This is a genomic window from Nocardia mangyaensis, assembly GCF_001886715.1.
In the GTDB taxonomy this organism is placed as follows: domain Bacteria; phylum Actinomycetota; class Actinomycetes; order Mycobacteriales; family Mycobacteriaceae; genus Nocardia; species Nocardia mangyaensis.
Map to the genome: position 1 here is coordinate 4,838,663 of NZ_CP018082.1, position 12,973 is coordinate 4,851,635.

Here is a 12,973-nt window from a genome sequence, read left to right on the forward strand (position 1 = left end):
CGCCGCTGGCATCCTTGTCCGCACCGAGCGGATCGACGCCCGGTGCCCGCGCGCCGAGACCGGCGATCAGGCGGGAGCGCCCACCGGGTCGGCGTCGGCGACCTCGGCCCGGTTCAGGCGCTGCGAGATCACCTGGGTGATGCCGTCCCCGCGCATGCTCACGCCGTAGAGGGCGTCGGCGACCTCCATGGTGGGCTTCTGGTGGGTGATGACGATCAGCTGGCTCTTCTCGCGCAGCTGCTCGAACAGCCCGATCAGGCGGCGCAGGTTGGTGTCGTCGAGGGCCGCTTCCACCTCGTCCATCACATAGAACGGCGACGGCCGCGCCCGGAAGATGGCGACCAGCAGGGCGACGGCGGTGAGTGACTTCTCACCACCGGAGAGCAACGAGAGCCGCTTGACCTTCTTGCCCGGCGGGCGGGCCTCGACCTCGATGCCGGTGGTGAGCATGTCGGAGGGGTCGGTGAGCACCAGCCTGCCCTCGCCACCGGGGAACAGTTTCGCGAAGACGCCGACGAATTCGCGTTCCACATCGGCGTAGGCCTCGGTGAACACCTGCAGGATGCGGGCGTCGACCTCGGCGACCACATCGAGAAGGTCCTTGCGGGCGTTCTTGACGTCCTCGAGCTGGGTGGCCAGGAAGTTGTAGCGTTCCTCGAGCGCCGCGAACTCTTCCAGCGCGAGGGGATTGACCTTGCCGAGGGTGGTGAGGTCCTTCTCGGCGCGCTTGGCCCTGCGCTCCTGGGAGGCCCGGTCGTAGGGCATCGGCTGGGGTGCGCTGACCTGCTCGCCGCGCTCCTTGGCGTCCTCGTACTCCTGCAGCTCCAGTGCCGAGGGCGGCAGCGGTACGTCGGGACCGTACTCGGCGACGAGATCGGCCAGCGCGATGCCGAACTGTTCGGAGATGGTGGTCTCGAGCTGTTCGATGCGCAGTGCCGCTTGGGCTTTGGCGACCTCGTCACGATGCACGGCATCGGTGAGCTGGGCCAGCTGGGTGTTCAGCGCCCGCGCCCGTTCCTTCACCTGTTCCAGGGACGCGGCGCATTCCCCACGGCGCCGGACGAGTTCGTCACGGCGGGCGGCGGCCGAGGCGACGACCTGTTCGAGTTCGTGCGCGATCTTCGCGCCCGATTCGGCGACCGCGGCGGCCACGGCGGCGGCCTGGCGGCGCGCGGCCTGCGCCCGCTCGGCCCTGGCCCTGGCCTCCCGTTCGGCGCGAGCGGCCCGGCGCAGCGCATCCGCCTTGCCCCGTACCGATTCCGCACGTTCCTCGGCCGTGCGGACGGCCAAGCGGGCCTCGACTTCCATGGTGCGGGCCTCGGCGAGCGCGGCGGCGGCTTCTTCGCGGGCACGGGCGGCGGTCTCGGTGCCCGCGGCGGTGTCGCTGTCGTCGCCGCCGTCGTGTTCGATCTCGGCGTGACGCAGCCGGTCCTCCAACTCGGCGAGCGAAGCGAGGGACTTCTCCCGCACGGCTTCGGCCTCGGCGCGCTGGGTGGCCAGCCGCTCGCCTTCGGTCTGGGCCGAGCGGGCGCTGTGGCCCACGCGGGCGAGCCGGTCGTAGATGGCCAGCAGTGCCTGATCGGATTCGTGCAGGGCCATCAGGGCGTGGTCGGCGGCGTCCTTGCGGTCGGTCTGCTCGGCCAGCGCACCGGCCAGCGCCGCTTCCAGCTCCTCGGCCCTGCGCTGTGCGGACGCCAAATCGGCGGTGGCCGTATCGATGTCGGCCTGCACTTCGAGCTGGCTCGGCATCCGCTCCGATCCGCCGATCACCCAGCCCGAGCCCGCGAGATCACCGTCGCGGGTGACGACGCGCAGTTCGGGACGGGCCGTGACGAGTTCGGTGGCGGTCGCCAAGTCCTCGACGACGACCACCCCCGCGGTGAGCGCAGCCAGTGCCGGGCGCACCCGCTCGGCACCGTCGAGCACCTCCGCCAGCCAGCGCGCACCAGCGGGCAGCGCACCGCGTTCGGCGCTGACCACGCCGGCGGTCGCGAACACGAACGCCACCCGGCCGCCGTCACCGGAACGCAGCTCGCGCACGGCCGCATCGGCGACGGTGGCGGTGTCGGCGGTGACGGCGTCGGCGAGCGGGCCGAGCAGCGCGGCGACAGCGGCCTCGAATCCCGCCTGCACCCGCAGCTCACCGGACAGTCGCCCGCCGAGACCACTCACTCCGTGTTCGAGCAACCAGGCCGCGCCGTCCTTGCGTGCCAGGTTCATCCCGAGCGCCTCGATGCGCGCACCGAGCCGGGCGACCAGTTTGCTCGCCTCCCGGTCCTGCTCCCGCAGTTCCCGCACCCGCTCATCGGCCAGTTCCAGCGCGGCGACGGCGTGTTCGTGCTGAGCGTCGAGGCCCTTCTCCCCCGCGTCGAGATCGCCGAGTTCGTCCTGCACGGCGTCGTATTCGACCTGTGCGGTCTCGCCACGGTGGCGGGCGTCGGCGATGGCGACCGAGAGCCGGGCGATCTCGGCATCCACCGACTGCGCGCGGGTACGCAGGGTGTCGACCTGACCCGAGAGCCTGGCCAGACCCTCGCGCCGGTCGGCGATGGCGCGCACGGCGGCCAGATGCGCCTGTTCGGCGGCCTTGGCTGCGTGCTCTCGGTCGGCGAGTGCCTCCCGGGCCGCGTCGAGGGTCTCCGCGGCCATCTCGACCGCGTAGCGCAGCTCGGCCTCCTCGGCCTCGATCCGTTCGGCCTCCGCCTCGAGCTGCTCGGGGTCGCGGCCGGTGCCGACGGGCGCCTCGGTGTGCAGGTGTCTGGCCCGGTCACCGGCGATGCGGATGGTGGCGTTGACCCGTTCGGCCAGCGCCGAGAGCTGGAACCAGGTCTGCGCGGCGGCCTCGGCGCTGGGGTTCAGCCGGGAGAGCTGAAACTCCTGCTGGGCGAGCGCGGCATTGGCGGCATCGAGCTCGGACTGCACGGTGATCTGCTGCTCGCGGGCGTAGGCCTCCTTGCTGAGCTGGGATTCCAGCTCACCGCGACGGGTCACGAGGTCGTCGGCGGCCAGTCGCAGTCGCGCGTCACGCAGGTCGGCCTGCACGGTCTGCGCCCGCCGGGCCACCTCGGCCTGGCGACCGAGCGGCTTGAGCTGGCGGCGCAGTTCGGTGGTGAGGTCGGTGAGCCGGGCGAGGTTGGCCTGCATCGCGTCGAGCTTGCGGACCGCCTTCTCCTTGCGCCTGCGGTGCTTGAGGACACCCGCGGCCTCCTCGACGAACGCGCGCCGGTCCTCCGGGCGCGATTCCAAGATGGCCGAGAGCTGGCCCTGCCCCACGATGACGTGCATCTCGCGGCCGATACCCGAGTCCGACAGCAGTTCCTGCACGTCCATCAGCCGACAGCTGTTGCCGTTGATCTCGTACTCGCCCGCGCCGTCGCGGAACATCCGCCGGGTGATCGATACCTCGGCGTAGTCGATCGGCAGCGCGCCGTCGGAATTGTCGATGGTCAGGGTCACCTCGGCGCGCCCGAGGGCGGCGCGGCCGGTGGTTCCGGCGAAGATGACATCCTGCATCTTGCCGCCCCGCAACGCCTTGGCACCCTGCTCGCCCATCACCCAGGTGAGCGCGTCGACGACATTGGACTTCCCCGACCCGTTCGGACCGACGACGCAGGTGATCCCCGGTTCGAAGCGCAGTGTGGTCGCGGACGCGAAGGACTTGAACCCTTTCAACGTCAAGCTCTTCAGATGCAACCGCCACCGCCTCTCCGGTCCGCCTCCCCGCGATTCTGGCCAGACCTTGGTGCGGGGACTGTGCAGGCGGCTGGCTGACATGCTTCGGGTCCCGGTAGCCCGTGCCCCATGAGTTACCGATGTGCTCGCGTCAGCGTACCCCCCGCTACCGCGCGGACTACGTCAGCGCGGTCGGTGTGGGTGGTGGGGGTCCATGCGTTGCGCGTGTTTCTGCAGTTGACGCAGGTGGGTCTGAGTGCCTGGGGTCGCTTCCCAGCCGGTGATGACGCGGAACAGCAGCACCGCGCCCCACGGGCCGATCACCCACATCGGCCAGAAATAGGTGAGCTCGCCGGCGGTGAGTGAGATCAGACCCCAGATGACCAGCACGATCACGCTGACGCCGGCCCAGCTGCCCGCCTCGATGCGCTGCCAGACCGGAATACGCGGCGCGGACTTGCGCTCGACCACCTCGGCGGACTGCTGTGTGCTCAGCTCGGGCAGATCGGACAGGACGACATCGAGTTGATCGCGGGTCGTGGTCGCGTAGACCTGGGCGACCCGTTGGTCGTACTCGGCCAGGTCGAGCCTGCCGTCGGCCAGGTGCGTGCCGAGCTGGGCGACGATCGCGTTGCGTTCGGCGTCGGACGCGCGCGTGCCGGGGGTGATGTCCATGCCGAGGTCCTCTCGGTGACCGTCCACGGTGGAGGTGCTGGTTTCCAGCGTCCACCCTCCACTGTGCAATGTCAACCCTGGTGGACGGTCACAGAATGGCGAAGGCCACCACGAGGCCGAGCGCGAAATGCGCCGCCGCCACCACCAACACCTCGGGGGTGTAGGTGTCGGAATGCAGGGTGCGGCCGATGTCGATTCCGGTGATCTTCTCGACCACGCGCACGGAGATGACCTGTGCCACGATGCCGACCAGGCCGAACACCACCGCAGCGAGCAGGCCCTCGATCAGCCTGCCGGAGCCGCCGGTGGCCAGCACCGCGAACACGACGATGAACGCCATGGAGATCATGCCCGCGGCGGAGACGATCAGCGCGTTGGGCTTGCTCGCCACGACCAGTTCACGCAGCTTGCCCGGCGTGGTCAGGTCGATCGCGAAGAAGCCGACCAGCATGAGCGCCAAGCCGACGAGGCAGTACAGGATGATGGCGCCGACGCCTTCACCGAGCGCGTTCCAATAACCCGATTCCAGGGCGAGGGTCATCGTGGTCCTTTCGAACAGAGTGGATGAGGTCTGGTGTCAGTCGAGGATGCGATGTGGCACGAACGCCGCGCCGTCATCGGTGATCAGGCCCGCGGTCTCCCTGATGCCGAGGCCCGCCGCCGTGTCACCGACGACCCACGCCCCGAGTACCGGGCGCATGCCGTCGAATTCCGGCAGCGGGTCCAGCAATTGGTAGACGAAACCCTCGGCGCCGTACACGCCGCCGGTCGCGGTCTCCATGCCGGGACCGACGATGGTCATGTTGGCGCCCTCGCGGCCGAGTTTGGGTTTGCGGATGTACTCGGTGAGCTCGTGGGGGTCGTCGAGGTAGGCGGGCAACAGGTTCGGATGGCCGGGGTACATCTCCCACAGCACGGCCAGCAGCGCCTTGTTGCTCAGCAATGTGGTCCACAGCGGTTCGACCCACGCGGTGGCGGGCAGGCTCGCCACGACGCGCTTGCCGAAGTCGTCGTCGAGGATCCACTCCCAGGGGTACAACTTGAAGATCGCCTCGATCGGGGCCTCGGCCAGATCGACGAACCGGTCGAGCTCGATGTCGAAGCCGACCTCCTCGATCGGCAGCGCGACGGTGTCGAAGCCCGCTTCGGCCGCCGTCTCCTGCATGTAGGCGGTGGTCACGTTGTCCTCGCCGGTGGCATCGGCCCCCGACCAGGTGAAGTGCAGTTCACTGCCCGGCAGCACGCCGCGCAGTTCGCCCCAGCGTTCCACCAGCTTCTCGTGCAGCGAATTCCATTGGTCGCCACCGGGATACATCTGTTGCAGCCAGTGCCACTGGATGATCGCGGCCTCGAGCAGCGAGGTGGGGGTGTCGGCGTTGTACTCGAGCATCGTGGCCGGACGACGCGCGTCGTAGCGCAGATCGAAGCGGCCGTACACGTAAGGGTCACTGCGCCGCCAGGATTCGGCGATCGGGCCCCAACTCCATTCCGGCAGACCGAAATCGGCGTAGCGCTCGGTGAGCACCACGTGTTCGGCGGCCTTCAGGCACATCGATTGCAGCAGTTCGACATCGGCTTCCAGCGCGAGGATCTCGTCCATCGAGAACTCGTAGTGCACCGATTCGTCCCAATACGGCCGTGGCTGACCGCTGGCATCGCGGCCGGGGATGCCGTAGACCAGCCCCTGACTTTCGATGATCTGCTGCCACCCCGGACGCGGGGTACTCACCACCCGCCGCACTAGGACCCGCTCCCACCGGTCGACTTGCTACCCAGGCCGCCACGCTGCACGGTGGTGCCGCTCTTGGTCTTGATTTCGGCGTTGCGTGGCTTCACCGAGGTGCCGCCCGAGGGCGGCTGACCGATGGTGGAGTTGCCGCCGTAGTGGTACCGGTACTGGGGCCAGCCCAGGATCAGCAGACTGCCGACGCCGCCACCACCGCCGTCACTGCGGAAGTTGGCCTTGCCGTCACCGCAGTTGTCGTCCGGGACGACGACTTCCTGCCCGTTCTGGTCGATCGCCACGCACGAGGCGGTGACCTGTTCGGGTGCCGCGACCGCCCGATAGGCCAGGTAGCCGCCGCCGACCAGCGCGGCGACACCCACGATGGCGACACCGCCCATCATCACGCGTTTGCGGCTGCGCCGCTTGGCCTCCTCGGCCGCGAAAGCCGCGCGGTGGGCCAGCTCGGCGTCCCGACGGGCCTTGTCCCTGGCCCGGGCCTCGGCGACGGTCGGCGGGCGTGGCTGGGTGACACCGGGTTCCTGCCGGTGCATCCGGCCCTGCCGTGACTGCTGCTCGCCGCCGGGGCCAGAGGGCGGTGTCGGCGGTTGCTCGGGCTTGGGCGGCCAGCCCGCGCCCGGATCCGGGGCCTTCCACAGCGGCGATTCGTCGCCGCTGTGGGGGGGTTGCCCCTGTTCCGGCTGATCGGGCGGGCCGGGGTTCTGTGTGCTCACCGCTGTCTGACCCCCGAAGTCACCACTACCGCTCCTCGAATCCGGTCATATCGCCCCGCGCGGGCTCCCAGCTTTCCACAACGAGATCGACCCGGCCAGGAGCACCGCCCGACCGTAACAGTTCCAGCAGCTTCTCTCCCACCGTTCGCGACCCTTCGGCGACCACGTGCACGCGACCGTCGGCGTGGTTGCGGGCGAAGCCGACCAGGCCGAGTTCCAGTGCGCGCGAACGGGTCCACCAACGAAAGCCCACGCCCTGCACGTATCCGTGCACCCAGGCGCTGAGCCGAACCGGTTCGCCGCTCATGCTGTGTCCAACCTGCATGAGCGGGGACCCTGCGTGGTTACGCTCCGATGCCGCCTCCGGGCCTGCCCGCTCATGCGTCGATGTCGAAGCTCAACGTCACCTTGGTACCCGCCTTCAGCGTGCGGCCCACGGTGCACACCTTGTCGACGGCCCGTTCCACGGTGACCAGTAGTCGTTCGCGCGCGGCCTCGTCGAGTTCGGACAGATCGAGTTCGACGACCTCGTCGAGCTGCGGGTACACCTCGTTCTCGCGGTCGGCATCGCCGGAGACCCGGATGGTGGCGTCGAAGTCGTCGCCGAGGCGGCGCGAGAGCGGCAGATCCGAGCTGAGACCGGTGCAGGCGGCCAAGGCGATCTTGAGCAGCTCACCGGGGGTGAACGCGCCCGGCACGCCCTGGGAGGCGATCAGCACCTCGGCGCCGCGCGAACTGCGTCCGGTGTAGGCCCGGGTTCCGGTGCGCTCGACCCACAGTTCGGTCGGGGCGGTGGTCACGGGGGCGCTCTGCTGCTCAGCCATGGGTCAGATCCTGCCATTCTCGTCGGAGGCAACGCACGCCTGGCAACGTCGACGCCGGTGACGGCATTCCGGCGAGGTGATCGGGCCCACTCACGGCACGGGGCCGGAGCACTGCGCTCCGGCCCCGCCGCTGTCGTGCACTACTCGGTGCGTTCCTCGTCGGTGACCAGCGCCCAGCCCTCGGGCAGGCCGGTCACGGTGACCGCCGACCCGCAGACCTCGATGTCGACCGTCGCCTCGCCCAGCCGGAACTCCGACATCCGCACGCAGCCCCACGCGTCGGGCACCTGTGGACGCAGCGTCAGGGTTCGGTCGGGTACGTCGGGGTCGAGCCCGAGGAACGAGCGGACCAGCAGCAGGGGCGCCGCGCTGGCCCACGCCTGCGGCGAGCAGGAGGTGGGATAGGGCACCGGCGCGGCGAACCGAGCGCGCGGGAAGCCGCAGAACAGCTCGGGCAGCCGACCGTCGAACGCGGCCGCGGCGTCGAGCAGTCCGGCCGAGAGCTTGGTCGCCAGTTCGACCGCGCCCGGCACGTGCTGGTAGCGCATCAGCCCGGCGACCGCGATCGCCGTGTCGTGCGGCCAGATCGACCCGCAGTGGTAGCTCATCGGGTTGTAGGCGCCCATGTTCGAGGCCAGGGTGCGCAAGCCGAACCCGGAGTCCATCTCCGACTTGGCCAGATTCTGGATCAAGATCTCGGCGTGCTCGTCGGTGGCGATACCCGACCACAGACAGTGCGCGGCATTGCTGGTGAGCGCGTCGATCTGGCGCTTGCTGCCGTCGAGGGCGACGGCGTACCAGCCGTAGTGCGGTAGCCAGAACTGCTCCGCGAACTTGGTGCGCAATTCGGCGGCCCGCTCGCGCATGCGCGTGGCCAGCGCCGGGTCGTCGAACGCGTCGGCCAGTTCGGCGCGGGCGCGGTAGGCCGCGTACACATACCCCTGCACCTCGCACAGCGCGACGGGCGCCTGCGCGATATGGCCCGCGGCGTCGTTGATCCCGTCGAAGCTGTCCTTCCAGCCCTGATTGATCAGGCCCCGGTCGGTGGCGCGGACGTACTCGACGAAGCCGTCGTCGTCGCGGTCGCCGAAGTCGGTGATCCAGCCGATCGCGGCATCGGCCGCAGGCAGCAGTGTCGCGATCGAGGCGGGTTCCGCACCCCAGCGCAGGCATTCGGCGAGCAGCATCACGAACAGCGGGGTGGCGTCGACGGTCCCGTAGTAGATCTGGCCGCCGAGCACCTGTCCGACCGAGGGACCACGCCGCATCTCGTGCATGATCCGGCCGGGCTCCTCCTCCACCAGCGGATCGACCGTCTGGCCCTGCAATTCGGCCAGCTGTTGCAGCGTGCCGAGAGCCAGGTCGGTTTCCAGCGGCAGCGACATCCACGCGGTCAGCAGGGAGTCCCGGCCGAACAGCGTCATGAACCAGGGCGCGCCCGCCGCGACGAAAGGTCTGCCGGTGCCCGAGTCGGTGTGGATCTGCAGGGCGCCCAGGTCACTTTCGGTGCGCCGCAGAATCCGGTTGAGCAGGCCGGAATCGGCACTGATGTCGGTGGCGGTGGCCCGCCACGCCTGGATCTTGCGCACCGGCTCGCTGGCCCGGTACCGCTCACCGACGGTGCCCTGTACCTGGGGACGTTGCGCGGCGCCGGCCGGTTGCGCGGTGATCTCGGTCTGCCAGCGTCCGCCCGCGGGTACCACGACCCGCCAGATCATGGTGCCGGGCAGCACCATCGGCTCGACGGTCGAGGTGAGCGCGAGGCCACGGGAGAGGTCGGCGCGGTCGTGCAGCAGCAGCTCGCCGTCGGCGGTGGTCATCTCCGCCCGGCGCCCGCCCATCCGGCCTTCCTTCACCGAGAACAGGTCGACGAAATCGGCGTCGACGTGCAGCTCGAGCACCACCGCGGTCGCCTCGCGGCTCATGTTCTCGAGGGTGATCACCTCGTGCATGCCTTCGGCGACGAGCCGATCGCGCACGACGAGCAGGGTGCTGTCGGCCCGGCCCTGCTGTGGCGGCCTGCGCAGCACGAACCGCGCGGCGAAGGCCTCCGGGCTCAGGACCGACAAGCCCTCGGGCCGCTTGCCGTCGATCATCAGTTCCCAGCGCGAGATGACCCTGGCGTCGCGGAAGAACAGGCCCTGCGGCTTGCCCGGCTCGATGTCGCCGAGCCGATCGGACAGGCAGAAGGTGCCGCCTTCGACGAGGGTGACGTTGCCGCCGTTGCCGCCGAGCCCCGCGGGTTCCCCCGCGTTGAGCGGGGTCGGTGACGAGGTGCTGTCCAGGCTCATGCGCGCCCGCTGATCGCCGCCCCGACCGGCATGGGCAGCCGGTAGGCGGTGTCGTAGCCGATCGTGGTGCGCGCCAGCAGTTGCCGGTACACCTGCTCGTAGCCGTGGCCGAGGACCTCGTCGCCGAAGTTCGCGACGACGTGCGCCCGGCAGGCGGCCGGGTCGTACGTGGCGACTTCGGTGATGGCGGCGGACAATTCGGCCGGCTCGTCACAGATCCGCCCGGTCACCCCGTCGACCAGTACTTCGCTCACCGCACCGCCGCGCAAGGCGACCACCGGTGTGCCACACACCATCGCTTCGATCATGACCATGCCGAACGGCTCCTCCCAGCGAATGGGGAACAGCAGACACCGTGCTCCGGAGAGGAGTTTACGCTTGGCGGTCGCGTCGGCGAGGCCGAACACGTGGTCATCGGGGGTCAGTCGCGGCCGCACGTGCTCGTCGAAATACGCCTTCTCCGGCGGCTCGCTGCACTTGCCCGCGAGGATCAGCGGGATGCCCGCCGCGTGCGCGGCGTCGAGGGCCAGATGCGGTCCCTTGTCCATGCTGAACCGGCCGAGGAACAGTGCGTAGTCCTGCTTCTCGGTCTCGAACGGCCACTGGTCGGGCCGCAGGGCGTTGTGCACGCGACCGGCCCACGGCAGGTCGGGTGCGAGCGCGCGCTGACGGTCGCTGATCGCGACGAGCGAGCACTCCTCGCCCAGTTCCTTGTAGTAGCGGTAGCAGTCGTCCTGCACCGGCCCGTGCACCGTGACCACCGTCGGCAGCCCGAGATTGGCGTACGCGGGCGCGTTGAGCGGACCGGCGAAGGTGTGGTCGTGTACCAGATCGATGCCTTCGGTGTCGGCCAGTCGCTCGATCGCGCGGCGCACCCGCAGCGCGTGCACGATCTCGGGGAACGGATCGCCGAGCCGCTCGGGCTGGATCCGGTCCCACAGCGGGACGAAATTCGCCTTGGTACCCGGTTCGCCCGCGCCGAACAGGGTGACGTGATGGCCGCGCTCACACAGTGAATCGACCAGATCGGCGACTACGGCCTCCACGCCGCCGTACGCCTTGGGGGGTACATCGAAATACGGTGGAACCACCATCGCGATCCGCAGTGGGCCACCGTTGTGCTCGATCGAATAGAGATCGGACGTCGAGAACCCGGTCGGCGACATTGCCGACATGTCTGCACTCATGACCTTCCTTCCAGGGACACAACCTCGCAACACTTGCGCGAACAAGAGATGGCCGCCTCGGCGGGGGTGGAGACGAGAGCTTCACCGCCGTCCATGGGGCATGGTTGGCCTGGTCAGGCGTGGAGCGCACCTGTGCTGGTGCCACCTGAACAGAGGGGCCGACATGGAACGTACCCCGCTACCGGAGAGTAAACCAGTGTGTTGCTGGGATTCCTTTTCGGCGATTCCCTGCCGGGACAGGAGATTCCGCCGTCAGAGGCGGTCTACGGCGTACAGAATGTCGGTTCGACCGGGTCCACACAGGGGATGTTGCCGAACTCGGTCATGGTGAGCCTGGCCTTACCTCGGGTCAGGTAGTCGAGGAACTGGGCAACCAGCGAATCACCGGCGATCGGACCGTGTGTGTAGGCGTACCCGACACCGGTGAACGGGTACGTACCCGCGCGCAAGGTCTGCGGATTCGGCACAACGCCGTCGATCGAGACCGCCGCGACGTCGGCGCCGATCGCCGAGGTCTCCAGATAGCCCACCGCCCCAGGAATTTTGGCAACGAACGTAGCCACTTCCTCGGTCACGTCGACCTCGCATTGCGGCCCACCAGCGGCCCTCCCGACGCAGCTGGTGTAGCGGAACACCTTGCGGTTGTCCTCGAGCAGCCGGGCTTCCAGCGCCCGCCGGGTGCCCGAGCCCGCGGTCCGATCGATCAGCACCACCGGCAGATCTGGCCCGCCGAGCTGGCGCCAGTTCGTCACCGTGCCCCGGTACAGGTCCCGGATCTGCTGAGTCGACAAGTCTTTCAGGCCCACCTCGGGGTGCACGATGACCGAAAACGAAGCCAGCGCCAGCGGGTGTTCGGTCAGCGCCGCGAAGGAATCGCCCTTGTCGCCGTCGCCGATGGCGAGGACGTCGGGAGTCGGCCCGGCCAGGGTGATCGCGCGCAGCCCCGGTTCGGTCCCGGCGAAGTCGAATCGGAAATTCGCGCCGGCACAGGTCGCCGCGTAGCTCTCGGCGGCGGCACGGATCATCGGCGCCATGGCCGAGGAGCCGACGACGGTGAGGTCACCGGACACGCAGTCGCGCGGCGGCCGATCGGCGCGAACGACAGCGAGGACCAGCTGCACGACCACGACTACGAGCAGGAACAGACTGAGCGCCACCAGAATCCACGGCGGGCGCGCGTTGCTGCGGGTCCTGACCACCCGGCCGCCTTTGACACCGCCCGCGAGTTCGGGCTCCGGGGCCGGGTCCTCGTCGTTGGGCCGGTGGAGCACAGCCAGGATCTTGTAGTGGTCGCCGCGTTCGAGCGGCACCTTGGGCAAGTCGACGACACCGACCAGGTTCGAGACGCGGCCCGGCTCGTGCGCCGGGCTGCCTTCGACCCGTCGGGCGATGCCGGAGCCGTCGCCGAGGTTGTCGCGCGGCACCCCCTGGAGCTCGGTGACGGCCACGCCGATCACCTCGCGGCCCGGAAAGCTCAGGTGCAGACCAACGGTCGGCCGTCCGTCACTGCGCATCGTGTAGTCGTCGGCGCCGATCCCGAGCGAACCGCTGTTCTCGATCCGCACCAGCACCAGCGACAGCTTCTTCAGCTGCCAGTCCTGCCCGCCGGCGACCGTGGTGCGCAGATTACGCAGGGCGCCGGTGACATCCGGGTCGGTGGGGGTGTTCGGCGCGGGGAACTCGATCTCGCCGGTGACCGGAGTGTCCATCTGCACCCGGTAGCCGATCCGACGACGCCCGACGAGAACGAACTCGCGCAGGAACGCGGCCACGGCCACCACCACGCCGATGACCGACAACACGACCTCGAACGGAAACTCCTCCACCAGCTCCCCCGCTGTTGTGCACACGCCTGTAATCGCCTGTG

At 69.4% G+C, this 12,973-nt stretch carries 10 protein-coding genes; all 10 read right to left on the bottom strand.

What is annotated here, in order from left to right; translation table 11 throughout:
- Window positions 1-66: 66 nt before the first annotated feature.
- The 10 genes from smc to BOX37_RS22040 all read right to left on the bottom strand — a co-directional run bounded on the left by smc (window position 67) and on the right by BOX37_RS22040 (window position 12,956).
- Window positions 67-3,693, bottom strand: coding sequence for a chromosome segregation protein SMC (gene smc, locus BOX37_RS21995; protein WP_071929296.1), 3,627 nt, complete (start codon window positions 3,691-3,693; stop codon window positions 67-69).
- A 162-nt stretch (window positions 3,694-3,855) separates the two neighbouring features.
- The gene (locus BOX37_RS22000; protein WP_071929297.1) at window positions 3,856-4,347 is read right to left on the bottom strand and encodes a DUF1707 SHOCT-like domain-containing protein; all 492 of its coding nucleotides are present in this window, start codon (window positions 4,345-4,347) and stop codon (window positions 3,856-3,858) included.
- 88 nt (window positions 4,348-4,435) lie between these two features.
- Window positions 4,436-4,888: a DUF350 domain-containing protein gene (locus BOX37_RS22005; protein WP_071929298.1), complete on the bottom strand. Its 453-nt coding sequence runs from the start codon at window positions 4,886-4,888 to the stop codon at window positions 4,436-4,438.
- Between the two features lie 36 nt (window positions 4,889-4,924).
- Window positions 4,925-6,088 carry a glutathionylspermidine synthase family protein gene (locus BOX37_RS22010; RefSeq protein WP_071929299.1) on the bottom strand — a complete coding sequence of 388 codons (1,164 nt, stop codon included), beginning with the start codon at window positions 6,086-6,088 and terminating at the stop codon, window positions 4,925-4,927.
- Complete coding sequence (locus BOX37_RS22015) at window positions 6,088-6,804, bottom strand: hypothetical protein (protein ID WP_240504997.1); 717 nt, start codon at window positions 6,802-6,804, stop codon at window positions 6,088-6,090. Before BOX37_RS22015 ends, BOX37_RS22010 begins: the two co-directional genes overlap by 1 nt.
- Window positions 6,805-6,829: 25 nt before the next feature.
- The gene (locus BOX37_RS22020; RefSeq protein WP_071931774.1) at window positions 6,830-7,111 is read right to left on the bottom strand and encodes an acylphosphatase; all 282 of its coding nucleotides are present in this window, start codon (window positions 7,109-7,111) and stop codon (window positions 6,830-6,832) included.
- A 70-nt stretch (window positions 7,112-7,181) separates the two neighbouring features.
- Entirely contained in the window at window positions 7,182-7,628 is a 447-nt protein-coding gene (locus BOX37_RS22025) for an OsmC family protein (protein WP_071929300.1), read from the bottom strand.
- 140 nt (window positions 7,629-7,768) lie between these two features.
- Complete coding sequence (locus BOX37_RS22030; protein WP_071929301.1) at window positions 7,769-9,919, bottom strand: amylo-alpha-1,6-glucosidase; 2,151 nt, start codon at window positions 9,917-9,919, stop codon at window positions 7,769-7,771.
- Entirely contained in the window at window positions 9,916-11,085 is a 1,170-nt protein-coding gene (locus BOX37_RS22035) for a glycosyltransferase family 4 protein (RefSeq protein WP_071929302.1), read from the bottom strand. The genes BOX37_RS22030 and BOX37_RS22035 overlap by 4 nt, the downstream gene beginning before the upstream one ends.
- Window positions 11,086-11,369: 284 nt before the next feature.
- Window positions 11,370-12,956, bottom strand: a complete 1,587-nt coding sequence (locus BOX37_RS22040) for a PstS family phosphate ABC transporter substrate-binding protein (protein WP_240504999.1) — start codon at window positions 12,954-12,956, stop codon at window positions 11,370-11,372.
- Between the last annotated feature and the right edge of the window lie 17 nt (window positions 12,957-12,973).

Bases quoted from the DNA above. Each gene is read 5' to 3' on its own strand.
- BOX37_RS22000 (WP_071929297.1), bottom strand. From the start codon at position 4,347: ATGGACATCACCCCCGGCACGCGCGCGTCCGACGCCGAACGCAACGCG.
- BOX37_RS22005 (WP_071929298.1), bottom strand. From the start codon at position 4,888: ATGACCCTCGCCCTGGAATCGGGTTATTGGAACGCGCTCGGTGAAGGC.
- BOX37_RS22020 (WP_071931774.1), bottom strand. From the start codon at position 7,111: ATGAGCGGCGAACCGGTTCGGCTCAGCGCCTGGGTGCACGGATACGTG.
- BOX37_RS22025 (WP_071929300.1), bottom strand. From the start codon at position 7,628: ATGGCTGAGCAGCAGAGCGCCCCCGTGACCACCGCCCCGACCGAACTG.
- BOX37_RS22030 (WP_071929301.1), bottom strand. From the start codon at position 9,919: ATGAGCCTGGACAGCACCTCGTCACCGACCCCGCTCAACGCGGGGGAA.
- BOX37_RS22035 (WP_071929302.1), bottom strand. From the start codon at position 11,085: ATGTCGCCGACCGGGTTCTCGACGTCCGATCTCTATTCGATCGAGCAC.